The sequence below is a fragment of the Stutzerimonas azotifigens genome (genome assembly GCF_013522725.1).
GTDB classification, from domain to species: domain Bacteria; phylum Pseudomonadota; class Gammaproteobacteria; order Pseudomonadales; family Pseudomonadaceae; genus Stutzerimonas; species Stutzerimonas azotifigens_A.
The window spans coordinates 177,646-195,374 of record NZ_JAAMRF010000004.1; the positions used below are offsets into that span (position 1 = coordinate 177,646).

At 64.2% G+C, this 17,729-nt stretch carries 16 protein-coding genes; 7 read left to right on the top strand and 9 right to left on the bottom strand.

Translation table 11 applies throughout. The features are described from left to right. The first annotated feature begins 1 nt into the window (after position 1). A complete protein-coding gene (locus G7026_RS09450) occupies positions 2 to 1,117 on the top strand; it encodes an ABC transporter permease (protein ID WP_181070518.1) in 1,116 nt (371 codons plus the stop codon). A 219-nt stretch (positions 1,118 to 1,336) separates the two neighbouring features. On the opposite strand, the gene G7026_RS09455 is transcribed toward G7026_RS09450, so the two are convergent. Further along, the gene (locus G7026_RS09455; RefSeq protein ID WP_181070519.1) at positions 1,337 to 3,103 is read right to left on the bottom strand and encodes a sodium:solute symporter family protein; all 1,767 of its coding nucleotides are present in this window, start codon (positions 3,101 to 3,103) and stop codon (positions 1,337 to 1,339) included. A gap of 10 nt (positions 3,104 to 3,113) precedes the next feature. Then, positions 3,114 to 3,380 carry a DUF4212 domain-containing protein gene (locus tag G7026_RS09460; RefSeq protein WP_178079529.1) on the bottom strand — a complete coding sequence of 89 codons (267 nt, stop codon included), beginning with the start codon at positions 3,378 to 3,380 and terminating at the stop codon, positions 3,114 to 3,116. A 320-nt stretch (positions 3,381 to 3,700) separates the two neighbouring features. On the opposite strand from G7026_RS09460, the gene pulA reads away from it, so the two are divergent. Then, the gene (gene pulA, locus G7026_RS09465; protein ID WP_258190224.1) at positions 3,701 to 6,817 is read left to right on the top strand and encodes a pullulanase-type alpha-1,6-glucosidase; all 3,117 of its coding nucleotides are present in this window, start codon (positions 3,701 to 3,703) and stop codon (positions 6,815 to 6,817) included. 17 nt (positions 6,818 to 6,834) lie between these two features. Here pulA and rloA2 read toward each other — a convergent pair whose 3' ends face one another. Beyond that, positions 6,835 to 7,341, bottom strand: coding sequence for a retropepsin-like aspartic peptidase RloA2 (gene rloA2 / locus G7026_RS09470; protein ID WP_181070778.1), 507 nt, complete (start codon positions 7,339 to 7,341; stop codon positions 6,835 to 6,837). Positions 7,342 to 7,772: 431 nt separating this feature from the next. Here rloA2 and dbpA point away from each other — a divergent pair, with 431 nt between their 5' ends. Both dbpA and yccS read left to right on the top strand, forming a co-directional pair. Next, complete coding sequence (gene dbpA, locus G7026_RS09475) at positions 7,773 to 9,152, top strand: ATP-dependent RNA helicase DbpA (RefSeq protein WP_181070521.1); 1,380 nt, start codon at positions 7,773 to 7,775, stop codon at positions 9,150 to 9,152. Positions 9,153 to 9,340: 188 nt separating this feature from the next. Next, positions 9,341 to 11,530: a YccS family putative transporter gene (gene yccS / locus G7026_RS09480; RefSeq protein ID WP_181070522.1), complete on the top strand. Its 2,190-nt coding sequence runs from the start codon at positions 9,341 to 9,343 to the stop codon at positions 11,528 to 11,530. Here the strand turns inward: yccS and G7026_RS09485 are convergent, their stop codons facing one another. Next, positions 11,531 to 12,268: a substrate-binding periplasmic protein gene (locus G7026_RS09485; protein ID WP_181070523.1), complete on the bottom strand. Its 738-nt coding sequence runs from the start codon at positions 12,266 to 12,268 to the stop codon at positions 11,531 to 11,533. A 146-nt stretch (positions 12,269 to 12,414) separates the two neighbouring features. Between G7026_RS09485 and G7026_RS09490 the strand changes: the two genes are divergently transcribed. Continuing rightward, positions 12,415 to 13,599 carry a BaiN/RdsA family NAD(P)/FAD-dependent oxidoreductase gene (locus G7026_RS09490; protein WP_181070524.1) on the top strand — a complete coding sequence of 395 codons (1,185 nt, stop codon included), beginning with the start codon at positions 12,415 to 12,417 and terminating at the stop codon, positions 13,597 to 13,599. A gap of 28 nt (positions 13,600 to 13,627) precedes the next feature. Here the strand turns inward: G7026_RS09490 and G7026_RS09495 are convergent, their stop codons facing one another. The 5 genes from G7026_RS09495 to G7026_RS09515 form a co-directional block, all read right to left on the bottom strand. Beyond that, positions 13,628 to 13,813, bottom strand: a complete 186-nt coding sequence (locus G7026_RS09495; protein ID WP_181070525.1) for a hypothetical protein — start codon at positions 13,811 to 13,813, stop codon at positions 13,628 to 13,630. Between the two features lie 59 nt (positions 13,814 to 13,872). Then, positions 13,873 to 14,211, bottom strand: coding sequence for a hypothetical protein (locus G7026_RS09500; protein WP_181070526.1), 339 nt, complete (start codon positions 14,209 to 14,211; stop codon positions 13,873 to 13,875). Positions 14,212 to 14,636: 425 nt separating this feature from the next. Further along, positions 14,637 to 15,110 (bottom strand): hemerythrin domain-containing protein, encoded by a 474-nt coding sequence (locus tag G7026_RS09505; RefSeq protein ID WP_181070527.1) that lies wholly within the window; start codon positions 15,108 to 15,110, stop codon positions 14,637 to 14,639. Positions 15,111 to 15,252: 142 nt separating this feature from the next. Beyond that, positions 15,253 to 15,531: a DUF3509 domain-containing protein gene (locus G7026_RS09510; RefSeq protein ID WP_181070528.1), complete on the bottom strand. Its 279-nt coding sequence runs from the start codon at positions 15,529 to 15,531 to the stop codon at positions 15,253 to 15,255. A 211-nt stretch (positions 15,532 to 15,742) separates the two neighbouring features. Next, on the bottom strand, positions 15,743 to 16,363 hold the full coding sequence (locus G7026_RS09515; RefSeq protein ID WP_181070529.1) for a class I SAM-dependent methyltransferase: 621 nt from the start codon (positions 16,361 to 16,363) through the stop codon (positions 15,743 to 15,745). A gap of 285 nt (positions 16,364 to 16,648) precedes the next feature. On the opposite strand from G7026_RS09515, the gene G7026_RS09520 reads away from it, so the two are divergent. Together G7026_RS09520 and G7026_RS09525 are read left to right on the top strand one after the other, a co-directional pair. Further along, on the top strand, positions 16,649 to 17,026 hold the full coding sequence (locus G7026_RS09520) for a response regulator (protein ID WP_181070530.1): 378 nt from the start codon (positions 16,649 to 16,651) through the stop codon (positions 17,024 to 17,026). A 29-nt stretch (positions 17,027 to 17,055) separates the two neighbouring features. Beyond that, complete coding sequence (locus G7026_RS09525) at positions 17,056 to 17,724, top strand: HAD family hydrolase (RefSeq protein ID WP_181070531.1); 669 nt, start codon at positions 17,056 to 17,058, stop codon at positions 17,722 to 17,724. Positions 17,725 to 17,729 lie beyond the last annotated feature (5 nt).

The window sequence follows — 17,729 nt, forward strand, 5'->3', positions numbered from 1 at the left end:
GATGCGCAAACTGAGCAACATCCTGCAATTGGGCATCAAGGAGCTGCGCAGCCTGTACCGCGACCCGGCCCTGCTGCTGCTGATCGTCTACTCCTTCACCCTGAGCATCTACTCGCAGGCCACCGGCGTCCCGGAATCGCCGTTCCACGCCACCATCGCCGTGGTCGACGAAGACCGTTCGCAACTCTCCGCGCGCATCATCGATGGCTTCCAGGAGCCCTATTTCCTCAAGCCGAGCTACATCACCCTCAGTGAAATGGACGGCGGCATGGATACGGGGCGCTACACCTTCACCCTGAACATTCCGCCAGGCTTTCAGCGGGATCTGCTCGCCGGGCGCCGACCGACCATCCAGCTGAACGTCGACGCCACCCAGATCAGCCAAGCCTTCAGCGGCGCCGGGCACATCCAGCGGATCATCGACGACGAGGTGATGGAATTCCTCAGGCGTTACCGAGGCGCCAGCGCGACCCCGGTCCAGGCCGTGGTGCACATGGCCTACAACCCCAACCTGGTCCAGTCCTGGTTCGGCGCCATCAACGCCATCGTCAGTCAGATCACCATGTTGTCGATCATCCTCACCGGCGCCGCGCTGATCCGCGAGCGCGAACACGGCACCATCGAGCACTTGCTGGTGATGCCGGTCACCCCCTTCGAAATCATGTCCGCCAAGGTCTGGTCAATGGGCGTCGTGGTGCTGCTGGCGACGGCCCTCTCCCTGCGTTTCGTCATCGAGGGCTGGCTGGCCGTGCCGATCCCAGGCTCCACCCTGCTGTTCCTCGGCGGGGTCACCCTGCACCTGTTCGCCACCACCTCGATGGGGATCTTCTTCGGCACCCTGGCCCGCTCGATGCCCCAGCTGGGCCTGCTGATCATCCTCGTGCTGCTGCCGCTGCAGATCCTCTCGGGCGGCATGACGCCACGCGAGAGCATGCCGGTGTTGGTCCAGGACATCATGCTGGCAGCCCCGACCACGCATTTCGTCGAACTGGCCCAGGCCATCCTCTTCCGCGGTGCCGGCGCCTCGGTGGTCTGGCCACAGCTGCTGGCGCTGGCGGCCATCGGCACGGCGTTCTTCTTCGGCGCCCTGTCGCGTCTGCGCAAGTCGCTGCATTAATCCCCAGGTGTGACGGACTGAATACCTTCGATTTGAAACGATCGCCAAACACCCGATCCCGCTTTCTTTCCGCTGAACCTGGCCGCGGGGATCGCGTTCGCAGTTCCCTGCTAGGCCCACTGGGCGATGCGCTTCGACACCGCAAATCAAGGACGCGCTCGCAACCACAAAAAAAGGCGCCGGATCTCTCCGGCGCCTTTTCATTTCACGGGTTGGCGATCAATGATCGATGGCCGCCCCGGCTCCGCGCGGTACGCGGATGTCTTCGATCAACGTCTGGATTTCAGCTGGCGGCGGCGCGGTGAACTTGGCCACGACCACGGCAGCGATGAAGTTGAAGATCATGCCCAAGGTACCGATGCCTTCCGGCGAAATACCGAACCACCATTCGTTCGGACCCGCAGTCGGGTTGATGAACTTGTAGTAGACGATGTAGCAGAAGGTGAACGTCAGCCCGACGATCATGCCGGCGATGGCGCCTTCCTTGTTCATCTTCTTGGAGAAGATCCCCATGACGATGACCGGGAAGAACGACGCCGCCGCAAGGCCGAAGGCGAACGCCACCACCTGCGCCACGAAGGCTGGCGGGTAGATACCGAACAGACCCGCGATGACCACCGCGACACCTGCCGCGATACGTGCGGCCAACAGCTCGCCCTTCTCGCTGATGTTCGGCCTGATGTTGCTCTTGAGCAGGTCGTGGGAGATCGACGTCGAGATCACCAGCAGCAGACCGGCAGCAGTCGACAACGCAGCCGCGAGGCCACCCGCGGCGATCAGCGCGATTACCCAGCCCGGCAAGCCGGCGATTTCCGGGTTGGCCAGAACCATGATGTCGTTGTCGACATACACCTCGGACGCAGCCGGCGTAGGCGCGTTGGTCAGCAGGCGCTCCCCTGATGCCCCACGATCGGCGCTGTAGGTCGGCTTGCCAGCGAAGGCAGCGCCCGGGCCGTACTGGATGACGCCGTCGTTGTTCTTGTCCATCCAGGCGATCAGACCCGCGTTTTCCCAGGTCTTGAACCATTCCGGTACTTCGGCGTAGCTGGTGTTGGGTACCGAGGTCAGGAGGTTGGTCCGCGCGAAGGCGGCAACTGCCGGTGCGGTGGTGTACAGGATGGCGATGAACAGCAGGGCGTAACCGGCCGACTTGCGCGCATCACGTACGGTCGGGGTGGTGAAGAAGCGAACGATCACGTGGGGCAGGCCCGCGGTACCGACCATCAGCGCCATGGTGATGAAGAAGATGTCGGTGGTGGACTTGCTGCCATCGGTATAGGGCGTGAAGCCCAGTTCCGCGCCCAGACCGTTGAGGCGGGCCAGTACGGATTCGCCGGTACCGCTGACTTCGCTACCGAAGCCCAGTTGCGGGATCGGGTTGCCGGTCACCATCATCGAGATGAAGATTGCAGGCACCATGTAGGCGAAGATCATCACGCAGTACTGCGCCACCTGGGTGTAGGTGATGCCCTTCATACCGCCGAGCACGGAATAGAAGAACACGATGGCCATGCCGATCATCACACCGGTGTTGATATCGACTTCCAGATAACGCGAGAAGACGATACCGACGCCGCGCATCTGCCCGGCCACGTAGGTGAAGGAGATGAAGATCACGCAGATCACAGCCACGACGCGCGCAGTCTGCGAGTAATACCGCGTACCGACGAACTCGGGCACGGTGAACTTGCCGAACTTGCGCAGGTAGGGCGCCAGGCACATCGCCAGGAGCACGTAACCGCCGGTCCAGCCCATCAGGTAGACCGAGCCGTCGTAGCCTGCGAACGCGATGATCCCCGCCATGGAGATGAACGAGGCCGCGGACATCCAGTCGGCACCGGTCGCCATGCCGTTGAGTACCGGGTTCACGCCCTTGCTCGCGACGTAGTACTCGCTGGTCGAACCCGCGCGGGTCCAGATGGCGATGCCGATATACAGCGCGAAGGTCGCGCCGACGAAGAGGTAAATCAGGGTTTGGGTATCCATGCTCAGCGCCTCACTCTTCGTGCAAATCGTATTTGCGGTCGAGTTTGTTCATCATCATCACGTAGACGAAGATCTCGATTACAAACACATAGATCGATCCCTGCTGAGCGAACCAGAAGCCCAGGGGGAAACCGAAGAATTGGATGGCGTTGAGCTGATCGACCAGGAGAATCCCGAAGCCGAATGACACGATGAACCAGATCGCAAGGAGCCAGAGCATCAATCGCAAGTTTTCTTTCCAATAAGCCGTTGCGGCTTCTTGTTTGGTACTGGACATAAGCCCTCCAGATTTTGTTGTTGTTATGCCGGGTCCAAGTTAGCAGGCATTAAGGTTTAAGCCGTTAAGACTTTGGTCGCAATCATGCGTCCTTGAGCGCAGAACGCCCTTCGAAGAGCCTACCGGGCACCTTTTTCACCCCCGAGCCGCCCGGCTGCCCCATGGCCAAAGGCTATCGCTTCCCCGCACTACGCCCCCGATTGGGCGGCGATGGAGGATGTTGCCTGGCGACGCATTGCCGATCATCGCGCAGCGGTGACAACAACAAGGGACGCTCGGCACATGGCCGACGGCGGTCCCGCACAAATCCGGTGATGCCCATGTCCAGATTTTCTCTGCTTCATGTCTGCCTTCCTTTCCTGTTCGCCGGCCTGCTGGCTTCCCAGGCCGCGCTCGCCGAGCCGCTCGAGCCGGCCACGGACGAAGCCCTGCTCTACTACCAGCGAGACGATGGCGATTACGCCGGTTGGGGCCTGCACCTGTGGGACACGCCCCAATGCAGCGGCGTGCGCGATGAGACCGGCTGGGACCGGCCATTGACCGCATCGGGCGTCGACCCGCAGCTAGGTGCCTACTACCGCATCCCGCTAACGGTGGACGCCAGTTGCCTGAACCTGATCATGCACAAGGGCGACACCAAGGATCTGGGCGGGCTGGACCACGTCTGGCGCCTGGACGAGCTCGGCCATCGGGCCTTCAGTCGCAGCGGTGACGCCCGGCTGTCCGGCACCCCTCTTTCCGCACCAGGCGTCGCCATCGACGGCGCCCGAGCCCATTGGCTCGATGCCTATACGCTGGTGATCTATGAAGGCGAACAAACGTCGTCGCGGCTCGAGTTGCGCTACTCGCCGACGGCAGATATCCGCATCGATGGCGAGCAACGCAGCGTTCAGGGCGGCCAGGCCCTTGCGCTACGCCCGGCGACGCTGCGCAAGGCACTCAAAGAGCAGTTCCCGCACCTGGCCGACCAGCCGGCCTATGCCTTCCAGGCCAGGGCCGCTCAACTGCGCGAAGCGTTCAAGAGCCAACTGGTGGTGGTCGGCTATGACGCCCAGGGTCGGGTCAGCAGCGCGACCCAGGTACAGACGCCAGCCGCGCTGGACCTGCTGTTCAGCCACGAAGGCGAGCTGGGCGCTCGAGTAGACGCTGCAGGCGTGGAATTCGCGCTCTGGGCGCCGACCGCCCAGCGCGTCAGGCTGCACCTGTTCGACCAGGCCAAGCGCCTGTTGCCCGGCTTTCCCAAGCCGATGCAGGAACGTCGCGGCGTCTGGCGCTATCGCGGCGACAGGCAGTTGGATCGGCACTACTACCAGTACGAGGTCACGGCCTATCAGCCGATTACCGGGCGGATCGAGACCAGCCTGGTGTCCGATCCCTATGCCCTGAGCCTGTCGGCCAACGGCCGATACGCCCAGGTCGTTAACCTGGAGGACGGCGATCTCAAGCCCGCCGGCTGGGATTCGCTCAAGCGCCCCGGCGTGTCCCACCCCGAAGCGGCCATCATCTACGAAACCCATGTGCGCGACTTCAGCGCCAGCGACCGTGAACTGCCGGCCGACCTGCGCGGCAAGTACCTCGCCTTCGCCCAGCCGCAGGGCCGAGGCGTACGCCACCTTCAGGCGCTGCGCGAGGCGGGCCTGACCCACGTGCAGCTGCTGCCGGTGTTCGACATCGCCACGGTCGACGAGGACCCCGCGCAACGGGTGGACATCGACGATCCCTTCGCCAGGCTCTGCGAGCGCTCGACCTCCGCGCGAGAAAAGTGGGCCGGGCTTTGCGGCGGGCAGAGCATCCGTTCGGTGCTCGAAGGCTTCGATCCCGGCACCGGCCAGGCGCAGGCGCTCTATGACGAACTGCGTGCGCTGGACAGCTTCAACTGGGGTTACGACCCGTTCCACTTCAGCGTGCCGGAAGGTAGCTATGCCAGTGAGGCGGAGGGTCCCCGGCGCATCCTCGAATTCCGCCAGATGGTGCAGGCGCTGGCGCAGCGGGATCTCGCGGCGGTGATGGACGTGGTCTACAACCACACCCACGCCTCGGGTCTGGGCGAACAGTCGGTGCTCGACCGCATCGTCCCCGGCTACTACCACCGTCGCGACCCCGCCAGCGGTGCGGTGGAGCAGTCAAGCTGCTGCGAGAACACCGCCAGCGAACACCGGATGATGGAAAAGCTGATGGTCGACTCGCTTCGGGTCTGGGCGCGCGACTACAAGATCGCCGGCTTTCGCTTCGACCTGATGGGACACCACATGCGCAGCAACCTGCAGGCCGCCTACCGCGCCGTGCGGCAGATCGACCCGAGCACCTACTTCTATGGAGAAGGCTGGGATTTCGGGGAAGTTGCCGACAACGCAAGGGGCATCAACGCGACCCAACTCAACATGGCCGGCACTGGCATCGGCACCTTCAACGATCGCCAGCGCGACGCCGTACGCGGTGGCAGTCCGTTCGATGGCGGGTCGGACATCCGCCGCAACCAGGGCTTCGCCAATGGTCTGTTCGTGATGCCCAACGAGTTGAATTCAGGCGGCGCCGAAGCGTGGGCCAGGCTGCTGCACTTGACCGATCTGATCCGTGTGGGCGTGGCCGGCGGCCTGCGCGATTACCGCTTCGTCAGTGCCGACGGCAGCCTCAGGCGCGGCGCCGAGATCGACTACAACGGCCAGCCGGCCGGCTATACGCTCGATCCGCAGGAGACCATCAATTACGTCTCCAAGCACGACAACCAGACGCTCTGGGACAACAACCAGTACAAGCTGCCCGCCTCGCTCTCCACGGCGGACCGGGTACGCGCCCAGCTGGTGGCCCTGGCGGTGCCGCTGCTCAGCCAAGGAATCCCGTTCATCCACATGGGCTCGGACATCCTGCGCTCCAAGTCCATGGAGCGTGACAGCTACGATTCCGGCGACTGGTTCAATGCGGTGGACTTCAGCTACGCGGACAACAACTGGAACAAGGGCCTGCCGAGGGAAGACAAGGACGGCGACAACTGGCCGCTGATCCGCCAGATCATCGCCGACCCGAATGCGGAACCGGCACCGGCTCATATCGAAGCCGCCCGCCAGGGGTTTCTCGAGCTGCTGAAGATCCGCAGTGGCAGCCGCCTGTTCCAGCTCGACAATGCGCGAGAGGTCCAGCGTCGCCTGCAGTTCCACAACACCGGGCCGCAGCAGTTGCCGGGCGTCCTGGCGTTCAGCCTGGACGACGGCCCGGGAATCGGCCGGAACCTGGACCCGAACCATGACGGGCTTATGGTGGTGATCAACGCCAGCGCGCAGGCCGTGCGCTTGCCCGGTGCGGTGAGCTACCAGCTGCATCCGGTGTTGCGCAATGCGCATGACCGGCGCAGCCGCGAATCGACCATAACCAACGGCGAGTTCAGCGTGCCGCCGCTGACCACCGCGGTTTTCGTCAAACCCCAGCAGCGCTTGCGCTAACGGGACTCACCTCCAGGTCAGCACTGTGGCTGGCCGGCGGTGTACTTGCGTGACGGATCGATGGCCGCGTCGAGTTCACGAATCGCGGAGGTGCCGATCAGCAGCGGATAGGTGAAGCGCGAACGGTCGGTCAGGTTGACCTCGATGGTGCGACGCTCGTCGCCCAGGCAGATTTCCATCTCGGCCACCGGACGCTCGGCGACGTTGGGCGTGGCTTCCTCATCGTTGTCGTCATCAGGATCGCGGCGCTCCTCGCTACGCACCTTGATCTCGCTGATACGCACCAGGCGATGCTCGTAGAGGGTGTCGTCGGCGTCGTCGATGGCCAGGCGAAAGCGCACCCACTCTTCGTCGTCGCGCTCGAAACGCTCGATGTCCTTGGCCGACAACGACGCCGTCATGGCACCGGTGTCCATCTTGGCCTTGAGCGTCTTGCCGATGTCGTCGACGCGAATGTATTCGTAACGGCCATAAAGGGTGGGGTCATCAGCAAGTGCCGGGCCGGCCAGCGCGCACGCCAGCATGAGGGGTAAACAACGGCGCAAAAGAGTTCTCCTTTGAAACGAATGTCAGGGTGAGACCGACGCCACCACCCAATCGTTCGCTCACCCTAACGCGGCCCGGGTCGCTCCGACCAGCGCTCGTCCGTCGATCTGCCTCCCACTTCTGCACCGATTCGCGCGCGACGATGCGGTCCTGGGCGGCTGGCCTGGACCGCCGCTACGGGGTCGCACCTTCGATCTGGCCGGAAGAAAACCTTTACCTGAGGTGTCAGCTGACTGTGCGGGCGGTTCGCTACGTCCGCCTTCAGGATGCCGGGGGGAATGATGAAAGCCCGGAGCAGCGCCTCGCCGAGCGGCAAGCCGACCGATAACCTCGACGCCGCACGGGCGGCCCGGTTTATCGCCGGGCGCCCTGCTAAACTGCCTGCCGTTTCCCTTCTGAAGATACCGCCGTGTCCAGCTCCGCCTTTTCCAGCCTTCCCCTGTCCGCAGCCATGCTGGCCAACCTCGAATCCCTCGGCTACGCGCAGATGACGCCGATCCAGGCGCAGAGCCTACCGGTGATGCTCAAGGGCAAGGACCTCATCGCCCAGGCCAAGACCGGCAGCGGCAAGACCGCGGCGTTCGGCATCGCCCTGCTCGACCCGCTCAACCCGCGCTACTTCGGCTGTCAGGCACTGGTGCTCTGCCCGACCCGCGAACTGGCCGACCAGGTCGCCAAGGAAATTCGCCGGCTGGCACGCAGCGCCGATAACATCAAGGTGCTCACCCTCTGCGGTGGCGTGCCGTTCGGCCCGCAGATCGGCTCGCTGGAGCACGGCGCGCACGTCATCGTCGGTACGCCGGGACGCATCCAGGAACACCTGAAGAAAGGCACGCTGGTGCTCGACGGGCTCAACACCCTGGTGCTCGACGAGGCGGACCGCATGCTCGACATGGGCTTCTACGACGCCATCGCCGAGATCATCGGCCAGACGCCTGCCAAGCGGCAGACGCTGCTGTTCTCGGCCACCTACCCGGCCGGCATCAAGCAGCTGTCGGCGACCTTCATGCGCGACCCGCAGCAGGTCAAGGTCGAGGCATTGCACGACGACCAGCAGATCGAGCAGCGCTTCTACGAAATCGACCCGCAGGAGCGAATGGAAGCCGTCGTGCAACTGCTCAACAGCTATCGCCCCGAGTCCTGCGTGGCGTTCTGCTTCACCAAGCAGCAATGCCAGGACCTGGTCGAGCACCTGACCGCCGAAGGCATTTCGGCGGCGGCGTTGCACGGCGACCTGGAACAGCGCGACCGCGACCAGGTCCTGGCGATGTTCGCCAACCGCAGCCTCTCGGTGCTGGTGGCGACCGACGTCGCCGCCCGCGGGCTGGATATCGAGACATTGGACATGGTCATCAACGTCGAGCTGGCGCGCGATGCCGAGATCCACGTCCACCGCGTCGGTCGTACCGGTCGCGCCGGGCACAAGGGCCTGGCCATGAGCCTGGTGGCTCCGGCCGAAGCGCAGCGCGCCCGAGCGATCGAGGAGATGCAACGCGCGCCGCTGAACTGGCATCCGCTCTCGAGCCTCAAGCCCAAGGCCGGCGAGCCCCTGCAACCGCCCATGAAAACCCTCTGCATCGGTGCCGGGCGCAAGGAAAAGCTGCGCCCCGGCGACATTCTCGGCGCGCTGACCGGCGACGCGGGTATCGCCAGCACGCAGGTCGGCAAGATCGCCCTGTTCGATTACCAGGCCTTCGTCGCGGTAGAGCGCAGCGTGGCCCGCCAGGCGCTCAAGCGACTCAACGAGGGCAAGATCAAGGGCCGCTCGCTCAGGGTGCGCGAACTCTGAGCATTGCCCGATAACATGGCGCTTCAAGCGTTGCCCGCCGTCGCCCGATAACCGGGTGGCGGACAGGCGCGCCGGGGCCGACTCGGTACAAGCCTTGCTTTGCTGAAGATTCTTTCGCCACTCCTGTGACAGGCTGTCATGTGCAGCGTCCAAGATCGGCATTCGCTTCGAAACAGGGCCCGTTCTGCATGGTTTCACCCTCCCTTCGCCATTCCTTGCGCCGACTCTGGGCACTGGAGAAATTCGGCTCCAGCCTGCGCGTGTTTATCGCCCTGGCCAGCACCATGGGCCTAGCCTGGTACCTGGATCACCCAGCACTGGTGATCCCGCTGTTTCTCGGCATCATCGCCAGCGCCTTGGCCGAGACCGACGACAGCTGGCTCGGCCGGCTTACCGCGTTGCTGGTCACCCTGTTCTGCTTCAGCATCGCCGCCATCGCGGTGGAGCTGCTGTTCCCCTATCCGCTCCTGTTCGCCGCAGGGCTGGCGGCTTCGGCCTTCGCCCTGGTCATGCTCGGCGCCCTCGGCGAGCGCTACGCGACCATCGCCTCGGCCACGCTGATCCTCTCGGTCTACAGCATGATCTCCGCCGACCAGCGTGGCGGAGAGAGCCCCGATTTCTGGCGCGATCCCCTGCTGTTGGTCGGCGGCGCGGCCTGGTACGGGCTGCTTTCGGTGCTGTGGAATGCGCTGTTCGCCCACCAACCCGTGCAGCAGAGCCTGGCGCGGGTGTACCGGGAGCTGGCGCAGTACATCAAGCTCAAGGCCGCATTGCTCGAGCCGGTGCGGCAGATGGACGTGGAGGCCGGTCGCCTGGAACTGGCCCGGCAGAACGGCCGAGTGGTCGCCGCCCTCAACACCGCCAAGGAAACCCTGCTCAACCGCCTCGGCCAGGGTCGTCCAGGCGTCACCATCAGCCGTTACCTGCGCCTGTACTTCCTTGCCCAGGACTTGCACGAGCGGGTCAGCTCGTCCCACTACCCTTATCAGGAACTGGCCGAGGCGTTCTTCCACAGCGACGTGCTGTTTCGCTGCCAGCGCCTGCTGCGCCTGCAGGCCAGTGCCTGCATCGAGCTGGGCGAAGCCATCCGCCTGCGCCAACCGTTCCAATACAGCGAGGTCAACGCCCAGGCGATGGCGGACCTCGATGCCTCGCTCGACCACCTGCGTCAGCAGAACAACCCGGCCTGGCGAGGGCTGTTGCGCTCGCTACGAGCGCTCTCGGGCAACCTCGGCACGGTGCAACGCCAGCTCGCCGGGGCCAGCAACCCGGACACCGTGGAAGGTCAGCAGGACAGCAGCCTGCTCAACCGTCACCCGCAATCGCTGCGTGATGCCTTTGCCCGTATCCGCCTGCAACTGACGCCCACCTCGCTGCTGTTTCGCCACGCATTGCGCATGTCGGTCGCGCTGGTCTGCGGCTACGCCGTGCTGCATGCGATCCATCCCGAGCAGGGCTATTGGGTGCTGCTGACCACGGTGTTCGTCTGCCAGCCCAACTACGGCGCGACCCGGGTCAAGCTGGTCCAGCGGGTGACCGGCACGGTGCTCGGCCTGCTGGCCGGCTGGGCGCTGTTCGACCTGTTTCCCAACCAGCAGGTGCAGGCCCTGTTCGCCGTGGTGGCCGGGGTGGTGTTCTTCGTCAGCCGCACCACACGCTACACGCTGGCCACCGCCGCCATCACGCTGCTGGTGCTGTTCTGTTTCAACCAGGTGGGCGACGGGTACGGGCTGATCTGGCCGCGGCTGTTCGATACCCTGCTCGGCAGCCTGATCGCCGCCGCGGCGGTGTTCCTGATCCTGCCAGACTGGCAGGGGCGCCGACTCAATCAGGTGCTCGCCAATACGCTCAGCTGCAACAGCGACTACCTGCGCCAGATCATGTCGCAATACGACACCGGCAAGCGCGACGACCTGGCCTACCGCCTGGCACGGCGCAACGCCCACAACGCCGATGCGGCACTCTCGACGACGCTGTCGAACATGCTTCTGGAGCCCGGGCGCTTTCGCAAGGAAGCCGAGACCGGCTTTCGCTTCCTGATCGTTTCCCACACGCTGCTCAACTACATTTCAGGCCTGGGCGCCCACCGCGAAAGCCTGCCGGACGACGCCAGCGACGAACTGCTCGACGGTGCCGCCGAGCGCCTGGCCGCCACCCTCGACGAGCTGGCGCTGGCGCTACGGGAAAACCGCCCGGTGGAGATCTACAGCGAAGAGGAGCAGGCACTGGCACAGCGCCTGGAGCAAGCCCCCGAGGACATGGATGACGCCCACCGCCTGGTACAGACCCAACTCGGGCTGATCTGCCGCCAGCTGGCGCCGCTGCGAAGCATGGCGGTGCACGTCATGAAGCACAGCGCCAAGGCCAACACCGCCTGATCAGGGCACCGGCAGGTTGAACTGCCGGAAAATGTCCCGGTAGCTGCCATCGGCCTGCATCCGGGCGATCTCACGGTCGAACGCCTGGACGATTTCGACGACGTGCGGATGCCCACGGCGGACCAGCAGCGACAGCCCATTCTCGCTGTATGCGGTGGGCAGCATCTCATACGCCTCGCGGACCAGGCGCAGTTCGTTGCGCAGGTGATGACGCACCACCTGTTCATCCTCCAGGGCCAAGTCGATACGCCCGGCGCTGAGCATGCGCGCGGCGCTTACGAAGTCGGCGACCTCGACCTTCTCCAGCTCGGCGTCCTGCTCGAGTTCAGGCGAATAGGCGTAGCCACGAGCCAATCCGAGGCGATAGGGGCGCAAGCTTCGCGGCCCCTCGTAATCGATCGCGCTGCCATGGCGAGCGACCCAGCGCAGGCGGTTGGTCAGGTAAGGCTGCGAATAGGCGGCGAATCCCAGCCGTTTCGGGCTGTACCAGGCGCTGGCCAGGTCGTAGTCGCCGCGCACCAGCCCATGCATCACCCGGCTCCAGGGCACCTCGACGTACTCGACCTCGTAACCCGCGCGCCGCAACGCGGTGGTCACCAGTTCGACGGCCAACCCGTTGCCGGGCAAACGCTGGTCGGTATAGGGAGGCCAGGCATTTGCCGCCAGCCGCAGGGGCTCGGCAGGCGCATGGCCCGCCATGAGGAGTATGAGAAACAGCAACCAGGACGAGGCGCGCATCAATTTCCCACCGGGGCATGAGGTTGAGTCTTTGACAGCCTAGCGGCTCGCGTCCTCGAGCGGACGTCTGGCGAGCCGCCAAACGGCGAGGTCACAGCGGGCGAGCTATCCATTACCATGCGCGCCTTCGATGCGAGGGGAAACGAGTGCAGACGAGCGATGTGGTGATCATTGGTGCGGGCGCGGCAGGCCTGATGTGCGCGTTCGTCGCCGCGCGGCGCGGCCGCCGCGTGCTGCTGCTGGACCATGCCAACAAGGCGGGCAAGAAGATTCTGATGTCGGGCGGCGGCCGCTGCAACTTCACCAATCTGTACACCGAGCCGGCCAACTTTCTATCGGGCAATCCGCACTTCTGCAAGTCGGCGTTGGCGCGCTACACCCAATGGGACTTCATCGCGCTGGTGGCCAAGCATGGCGTGCCCTATCACGAGAAGAAGCTCGGCCAGCTGTTCTGCGATAACAAGTCCAGCGACATCCTCGGGATGCTTCTCGACGAATGCCGCGAAGCGGGGGTGGAACTGCGCCTGGAGACCCACATCCAGCAGATCGAGCGGAGCGAATCGGGCTACCAGCTGCAAACCAGCGCCGGAGCGGTCACCTGTCAGTCGCTGGTTATCGCCACCGGCGGCCTGTCGATCCCCACGTTGGGCGCCACCGGCTTCGGCTATCAGGTCGCGCGCCAGTTCGGCCACGACGTGCTGCCGACCCGTGCGGGCCTGGTGCCCTTCACGCTCACCGATCCACAGCTCAAGGCACTGTGCAGCGAGCTGTCCGGAACATCGGTGGAAGATTGCCTGGTGAGCTGCAATGGCCAGAGCTTTCGCGAGAACATCCTGTTCACCCATCGCGGTCTATCCGGCCCGGCAATCCTGCAGATTTCATCGTTCTGGCAGCCGGGCGATACGGTCGAGATCAACCTGCTGCCGCACCTGGACCTGCTCGACTGGCTGACCACCCAGCAGCGCGAGCGCCCCAACAGCGAACTGAAAACCCTGCTCGCCGAGCTGTTCACCAAGAAGATGGCCGGTCTGCTGTCCGAGCAATGGTTCGTCTCCAAACCCGTCAAGCAGTATGTTCCCACCGAGCTGGAGGCCATCGCCGAGCGGCTTTCATGCTGGTCGCTGGTGCCGTCGGGCACCGAGGGTTACCGCACCGCCGAGGTCACGCTGGGCGGGGTGGACACCCAGGAGGTCTCGTCCAAGACGATGGAGTCTCGCAAATCGCCGGGGCTGTATTTCATAGGCGAGGTGCTGGATGTGACCGGACACCTGGGGGGCTTCAACTTCCAGTGGGCCTGGGCTTCGGGCTTCGCCGCCGCTCAGTACGTCTAGCAGGCCTGCAAGGCGACCTGCCAGAACGTCACTCGTTGGCCATGTCCGATGGCGGGGATGTTTCCCGAGGACCAGCCGGATCGGTAGCGGTGTTCTGAAATTCCTGCTGGTTGTTGTCGTGGTTGTCCATCGACGACTGTTCCTCCTCGTCTGGCGAGCAACCGACCAACAGCAGCCCAAGCGATGCACAAAGCGCGAGATTGCCCAACTTCATGGGGTGTCCTCAGCTAGAAGAATCGGAGGGCCGCAGGGCTGGCCTGCGGCCCGTCGGCCTTATTGACTGGTACCGGTACCAGTGCCAGTGCCAGTGCCAGTGCCAGTCTGCGGGGCTACGCTGTCGGTGCCGCCAGTGCCACCGGTATCACCCATGCCGGTACCGCTGCCGGAGCCGGTGCCCAGGCCGCTACCGTTGTCTGCCGGCGCGGTGCCTTCCCCGCCGCCAGTTCCGGTGGCCGGGTCCATAGTGGTGCCGGTGCCTGCTCCGGTAGCCGGGGTGGCGGGCTGCTCGGTGGTCGCAGGCGGCGGCGTGACTTCACGATCACGGTCTTCATCAGGGCCGCAGCCGACGAGCAACAGGCCGAGCACGGGGGGCAGTAGATAGGTCAAGCGCATGATTAAACCTCCTTCAGGAATGCCGGCTTTGGGCCAGCTTATTCTCGAGTCGAAACTCACCCTCTAGTTGACCTTCACATACCCCGAGAGTGCCCCGAGATCGGCAATAGGTGCGTGCCGCAGGCTGCCACGGCGAGATGCCGATGACCTGACGAGGGAAGTCCGCGCCACGCGCCGACGAGCAAGGAAGCCGCGAACCGGAAGGCGGCGCACCCGTGAATGCCTGAGGAGGGCATGCGTTCTGAAAGAGATGGGACTGTGCGATGGGTGCCGGGAGAGAGCGGCAGGACTTTCGACCGCTGCCCTCACCCGGCCCTCTCACCGCAGGGAGAGGGGCTTGATCGGTGACTGCCGCGCGAGATGGCAGGGCTTTTGGTCCGCTGCCCCTCGCCTCGGCCCTCTCCCTCAAGGAAAGGGCTGGGTAGCTAGGCCGCCTTGATGGCTGTCAGTTCCTTTTTCATGCGGGCCTTGAGCTGGTTCATCTGCTCGCCCATTTCTACCAGGCGCGCCTCGTCGAACAGCTCGCGCGCCCGGGGAAACATCTCCTCTTCCTCTTCCTCGATGTGGTGCTCGAGCAGCTCCTTGCAGACCTTGGCGCGGCCGGAGAACTCGAGGGTCGAGGGATCGGTGGCCTTGAGGTCGGGGAACACCAGCGAATCCACCGCGCGGTGCTCTTCCTTGGCTTCGTAGTACATCTTCACGTCTTCCTTCTCGCCCGCTTCCTTGTAGGCCGGATAGAGGATCTGCTCCTCGATCTGCGTGTGCATCGTCAGTTCCATTTCGAGCTTCTGCAGCAATTCGGTACGGGTCTTGACTGCACGCTCGGTCGACTCGGTCAGACGAGTCAACAGGTCCTTGATGCGTTCATGGTCCTGTAGCAACAGATCGATGGCATTCATTTTCGACATCCTCATCGCTGCGTGCCGACGCCATGCCCGGTGGGATGAAACGTCGAACGAGGCAGCTATCACGGTGGGTTCAACTGCCGGGCTCATGGTCCGGCGAGGGGCTGCGGTGCATTTGCCCGCAGCCTCCGTTTTCTCAGGCGTATTCGTAAGTAGGCAGGCCGGTACGGCTCTGGCTCTGCAGGTGTGCGATGGCGGGAGACATGCCGGCTTCCAGCGCGAGGTCGCGGCGAATCGAACTGATCACCCATTCCAGTTGTTCGTTCGTCTGCGTCTGGCCCTTGGACAAGGCGCGCTTGATGATGCTGCGATCACCACTTTGCAGGGTGAGCAGCAGTCCGCCATCCGGGCGTGGGGTGGTGATGACTTCGAACTCGGGAAACGCGGCAGTCAGGGTACGTTGTGCAGGGGTCATTTCTTATTACTCCGGTTATGTGCAGCTCCCTCCTATAGAGCATCGACCGTGCCAACCGGGTTTCCTATATTTAATCCTTAATAATCAATCAGTTACCAAAACATTGCGCTTTCATTACCGTGCAAAACGCATGACGCCCACAAAAATCGGCATGCATTCTGCGATGCACCTCACAAAAATCTGCCGATCCGCTGCTGTCCTGCACGTCGCATCAGGCACGCCAGACACTGGCCAGCCAGGGTTGCTGGGCCCGCGGCAGGCCAGACGGCCGGTAATAATGTTCGATCTCCTCGAAGCCGGCCGTCAGGAGCCTTTCGCGCCAGGCGGGCCAGTCGTACCAGCTGCCGTAGCGCTCGCCGCTCCAGCCTTCCTGGTTGTCGCCCCGCGGGTTCGAGCAGAACAGCACGCCCTCCGGCTTGAGGGTGCGGTGCAGGCAGCCGAGCACCTGCGCCAGCGCCGCGCTCGGCACATGAAAGAGCACCGCGTTGGCGAAGACTCCGTCGAAGCGTCCAACCGGCAGGTCCAGCTGCAGCAGGTTCTGATGCCAGACCTCGCAGCCGCTCTCGGCACGCGCCATCTCGACGAAAGGCTCGGCGCCATCGACGCCGACCGCCACATGACCGAGCGCGGTGAAAGTCTTCAGGTCACGCCCGGGACCGCAGCCGAGATCGAGGATCTGCAAAGGCGAAGGGGCCCGGATATGCCGCAGCAGCGCCGCGATGTTCTGGCTGACGTCATGGTCGCGAGTGTTCTCGCGAAACGACTCGGCGCTGCCACGGTAGTGGTCCAGTGTCCGTTCAGTGATGGTTTCCAGCTCTTTCGGGTCGCGCATCGGCGTTTCTCCAGAGGTCGAAGGTGCGCAGCTTAACCGCCCTGCGCCGAACCAACGAGCCGCTGAACGCCCCACCCCTTCCAGAGGGCTGGAGCGACCGGCTTAAAGATGAGGGCAACGCCCACACCCAATCACAAAAAAGGACGCCAACGACACCGCGATCTCGCCTGCTCATGAACTTGCTGCCCAGCGGCTGTCCAACCCAGGAACAGATATGCCACGTGCATGACCTCCCCGCCCTGTGTATACATCGAAGCGTTCGTAGAAGCGTCGAGAAGACCCCTTATGAATCAGCCGTCGACCAAGATCGTTCTACTCGTCGAAGACGAGCCCCCCATTCTGAACCTGCTATCCGACTACCTGGCCGGAGAAGGCTACGAAGTGCTGGAGGCTGCCGACGCCGCACGCGCCTTCGAGATCCTCGCCACCAAGCCCAAGCTGGACCTGCTGATCAGCGACTATCGCCTGCCCGGTGGCGTTTCCGGGGTGATGATCGCCGAGCCTGCGCTCAAGCTGCGCCCGGACCTGAAGGTGATTTTCATCAGCGGCTACCCGATCGAGATCGTCGAATCCGGCAGTTCCGTCGCGCGCTCGGCACCGATACTGGCCAAGCCCTTCTCCCTCGACTCGCTGCGCCGCCAGATCACCCAGTTGCTCGCCTAATCCTGCCCACCGATTCAAAGGGAGCTCGAATGTCCGCTTTCGACCTGCTGATCAGCGATTGCGACGGCGTCATCGTCGACAGTGAAATCCTCAGCAAACGCGTTCTGTTCGAAGCCCTGTGCACCTATGTCCCGGCTGCCAAACTCGGCCCCCTGCTCGAAGACACCTTCGGCCTGACCGTGCCGGCCATCGTCAGGCTGGTGGAGCAGACCTTCGACCTGAGCATTCCCGAGACTTTCGACGAGGACGTCAGGCGAGAGAGCGAGGCCTATGTGGCCGAGGCCGTCGAACCGGTGCCCGGCGCCCGCGAGGCGCTGCTCGGCATCGACATGCGGTTGGCGGTGGCTTCCAACAGCCGCCGCCACAATGTCGAGTCCTCGCTGGCCCGGGCCGGCCTGACCGAACGAGTAGCGGGCAACATCTTCAGCGCCGATATGGTCGTCTCGCCCAAACCGGCGCCCGACGTCTACCTGCTGGCGGCCGAGCGCATGGGCGTGGCAGCGGCGCGTTGCCTGGTCATCGAGGACAGCCCCACCGGGGTCCGGGCCGCCCTCGGCGCCGGCATGCAGGTGATCGGCTTCACCGGCGCCAGCCACATACCGCCCGGGCACGCCAAGACGCTGCTCGACCTCGGCGTCGTCGCCGTGATCGAGCATATGGACAAGCTTCAGGAAACCGTCGCGCGCCTGCGTGGCTAGAACGC

Bases quoted from the DNA above. Each gene is read 5' to 3' on its own strand.
- G7026_RS09450 (WP_181070518.1), top strand. From the start codon at position 2: ATGCGCAAACTGAGCAACATCCTGCAATTGGGCATCAAGGAGCTGCGC.
- G7026_RS09455 (WP_181070519.1), bottom strand. From the start codon at position 3,103: ATGGATACCCAAACCCTGATTTACCTCTTCGTCGGCGCGACCTTCGCG.
- G7026_RS09460 (WP_178079529.1), bottom strand. From the start codon at position 3,380: ATGTCCAGTACCAAACAAGAAGCCGCAACGGCTTATTGGAAAGAAAAC.
- pulA (WP_258190224.1), top strand. From the start codon at position 3,701: ATGTCCAGATTTTCTCTGCTTCATGTCTGCCTTCCTTTCCTGTTCGCC.
- rloA2 (WP_181070778.1), bottom strand. From the start codon at position 7,341: ATGCTGGCGTGCGCGCTGGCCGGCCCGGCACTTGCTGATGACCCCACC.
- yccS (WP_181070522.1), top strand. From the start codon at position 9,341: ATGGTTTCACCCTCCCTTCGCCATTCCTTGCGCCGACTCTGGGCACTG.
- G7026_RS09485 (WP_181070523.1), bottom strand. From the start codon at position 12,268: ATGCGCGCCTCGTCCTGGTTGCTGTTTCTCATACTCCTCATGGCGGGC.
- G7026_RS09495 (WP_181070525.1), bottom strand. From the start codon at position 13,813: ATGAAGTTGGGCAATCTCGCGCTTTGTGCATCGCTTGGGCTGCTGTTG.
- G7026_RS09500 (WP_181070526.1), bottom strand. From the start codon at position 14,211: ATGCGCTTGACCTATCTACTGCCCCCCGTGCTCGGCCTGTTGCTCGTC.
- G7026_RS09505 (WP_181070527.1), bottom strand. From the start codon at position 15,110: ATGAATGCCATCGATCTGTTGCTACAGGACCATGAACGCATCAAGGAC.
- G7026_RS09510 (WP_181070528.1), bottom strand. From the start codon at position 15,531: ATGACCCCTGCACAACGTACCCTGACTGCCGCGTTTCCCGAGTTCGAA.
- G7026_RS09515 (WP_181070529.1), bottom strand. From the start codon at position 16,363: ATGCGCGACCCGAAAGAGCTGGAAACCATCACTGAACGGACACTGGAC.
- G7026_RS09520 (WP_181070530.1), top strand. From the start codon at position 16,649: ATGAATCAGCCGTCGACCAAGATCGTTCTACTCGTCGAAGACGAGCCC.
- G7026_RS09525 (WP_181070531.1), top strand. From the start codon at position 17,056: ATGTCCGCTTTCGACCTGCTGATCAGCGATTGCGACGGCGTCATCGTC.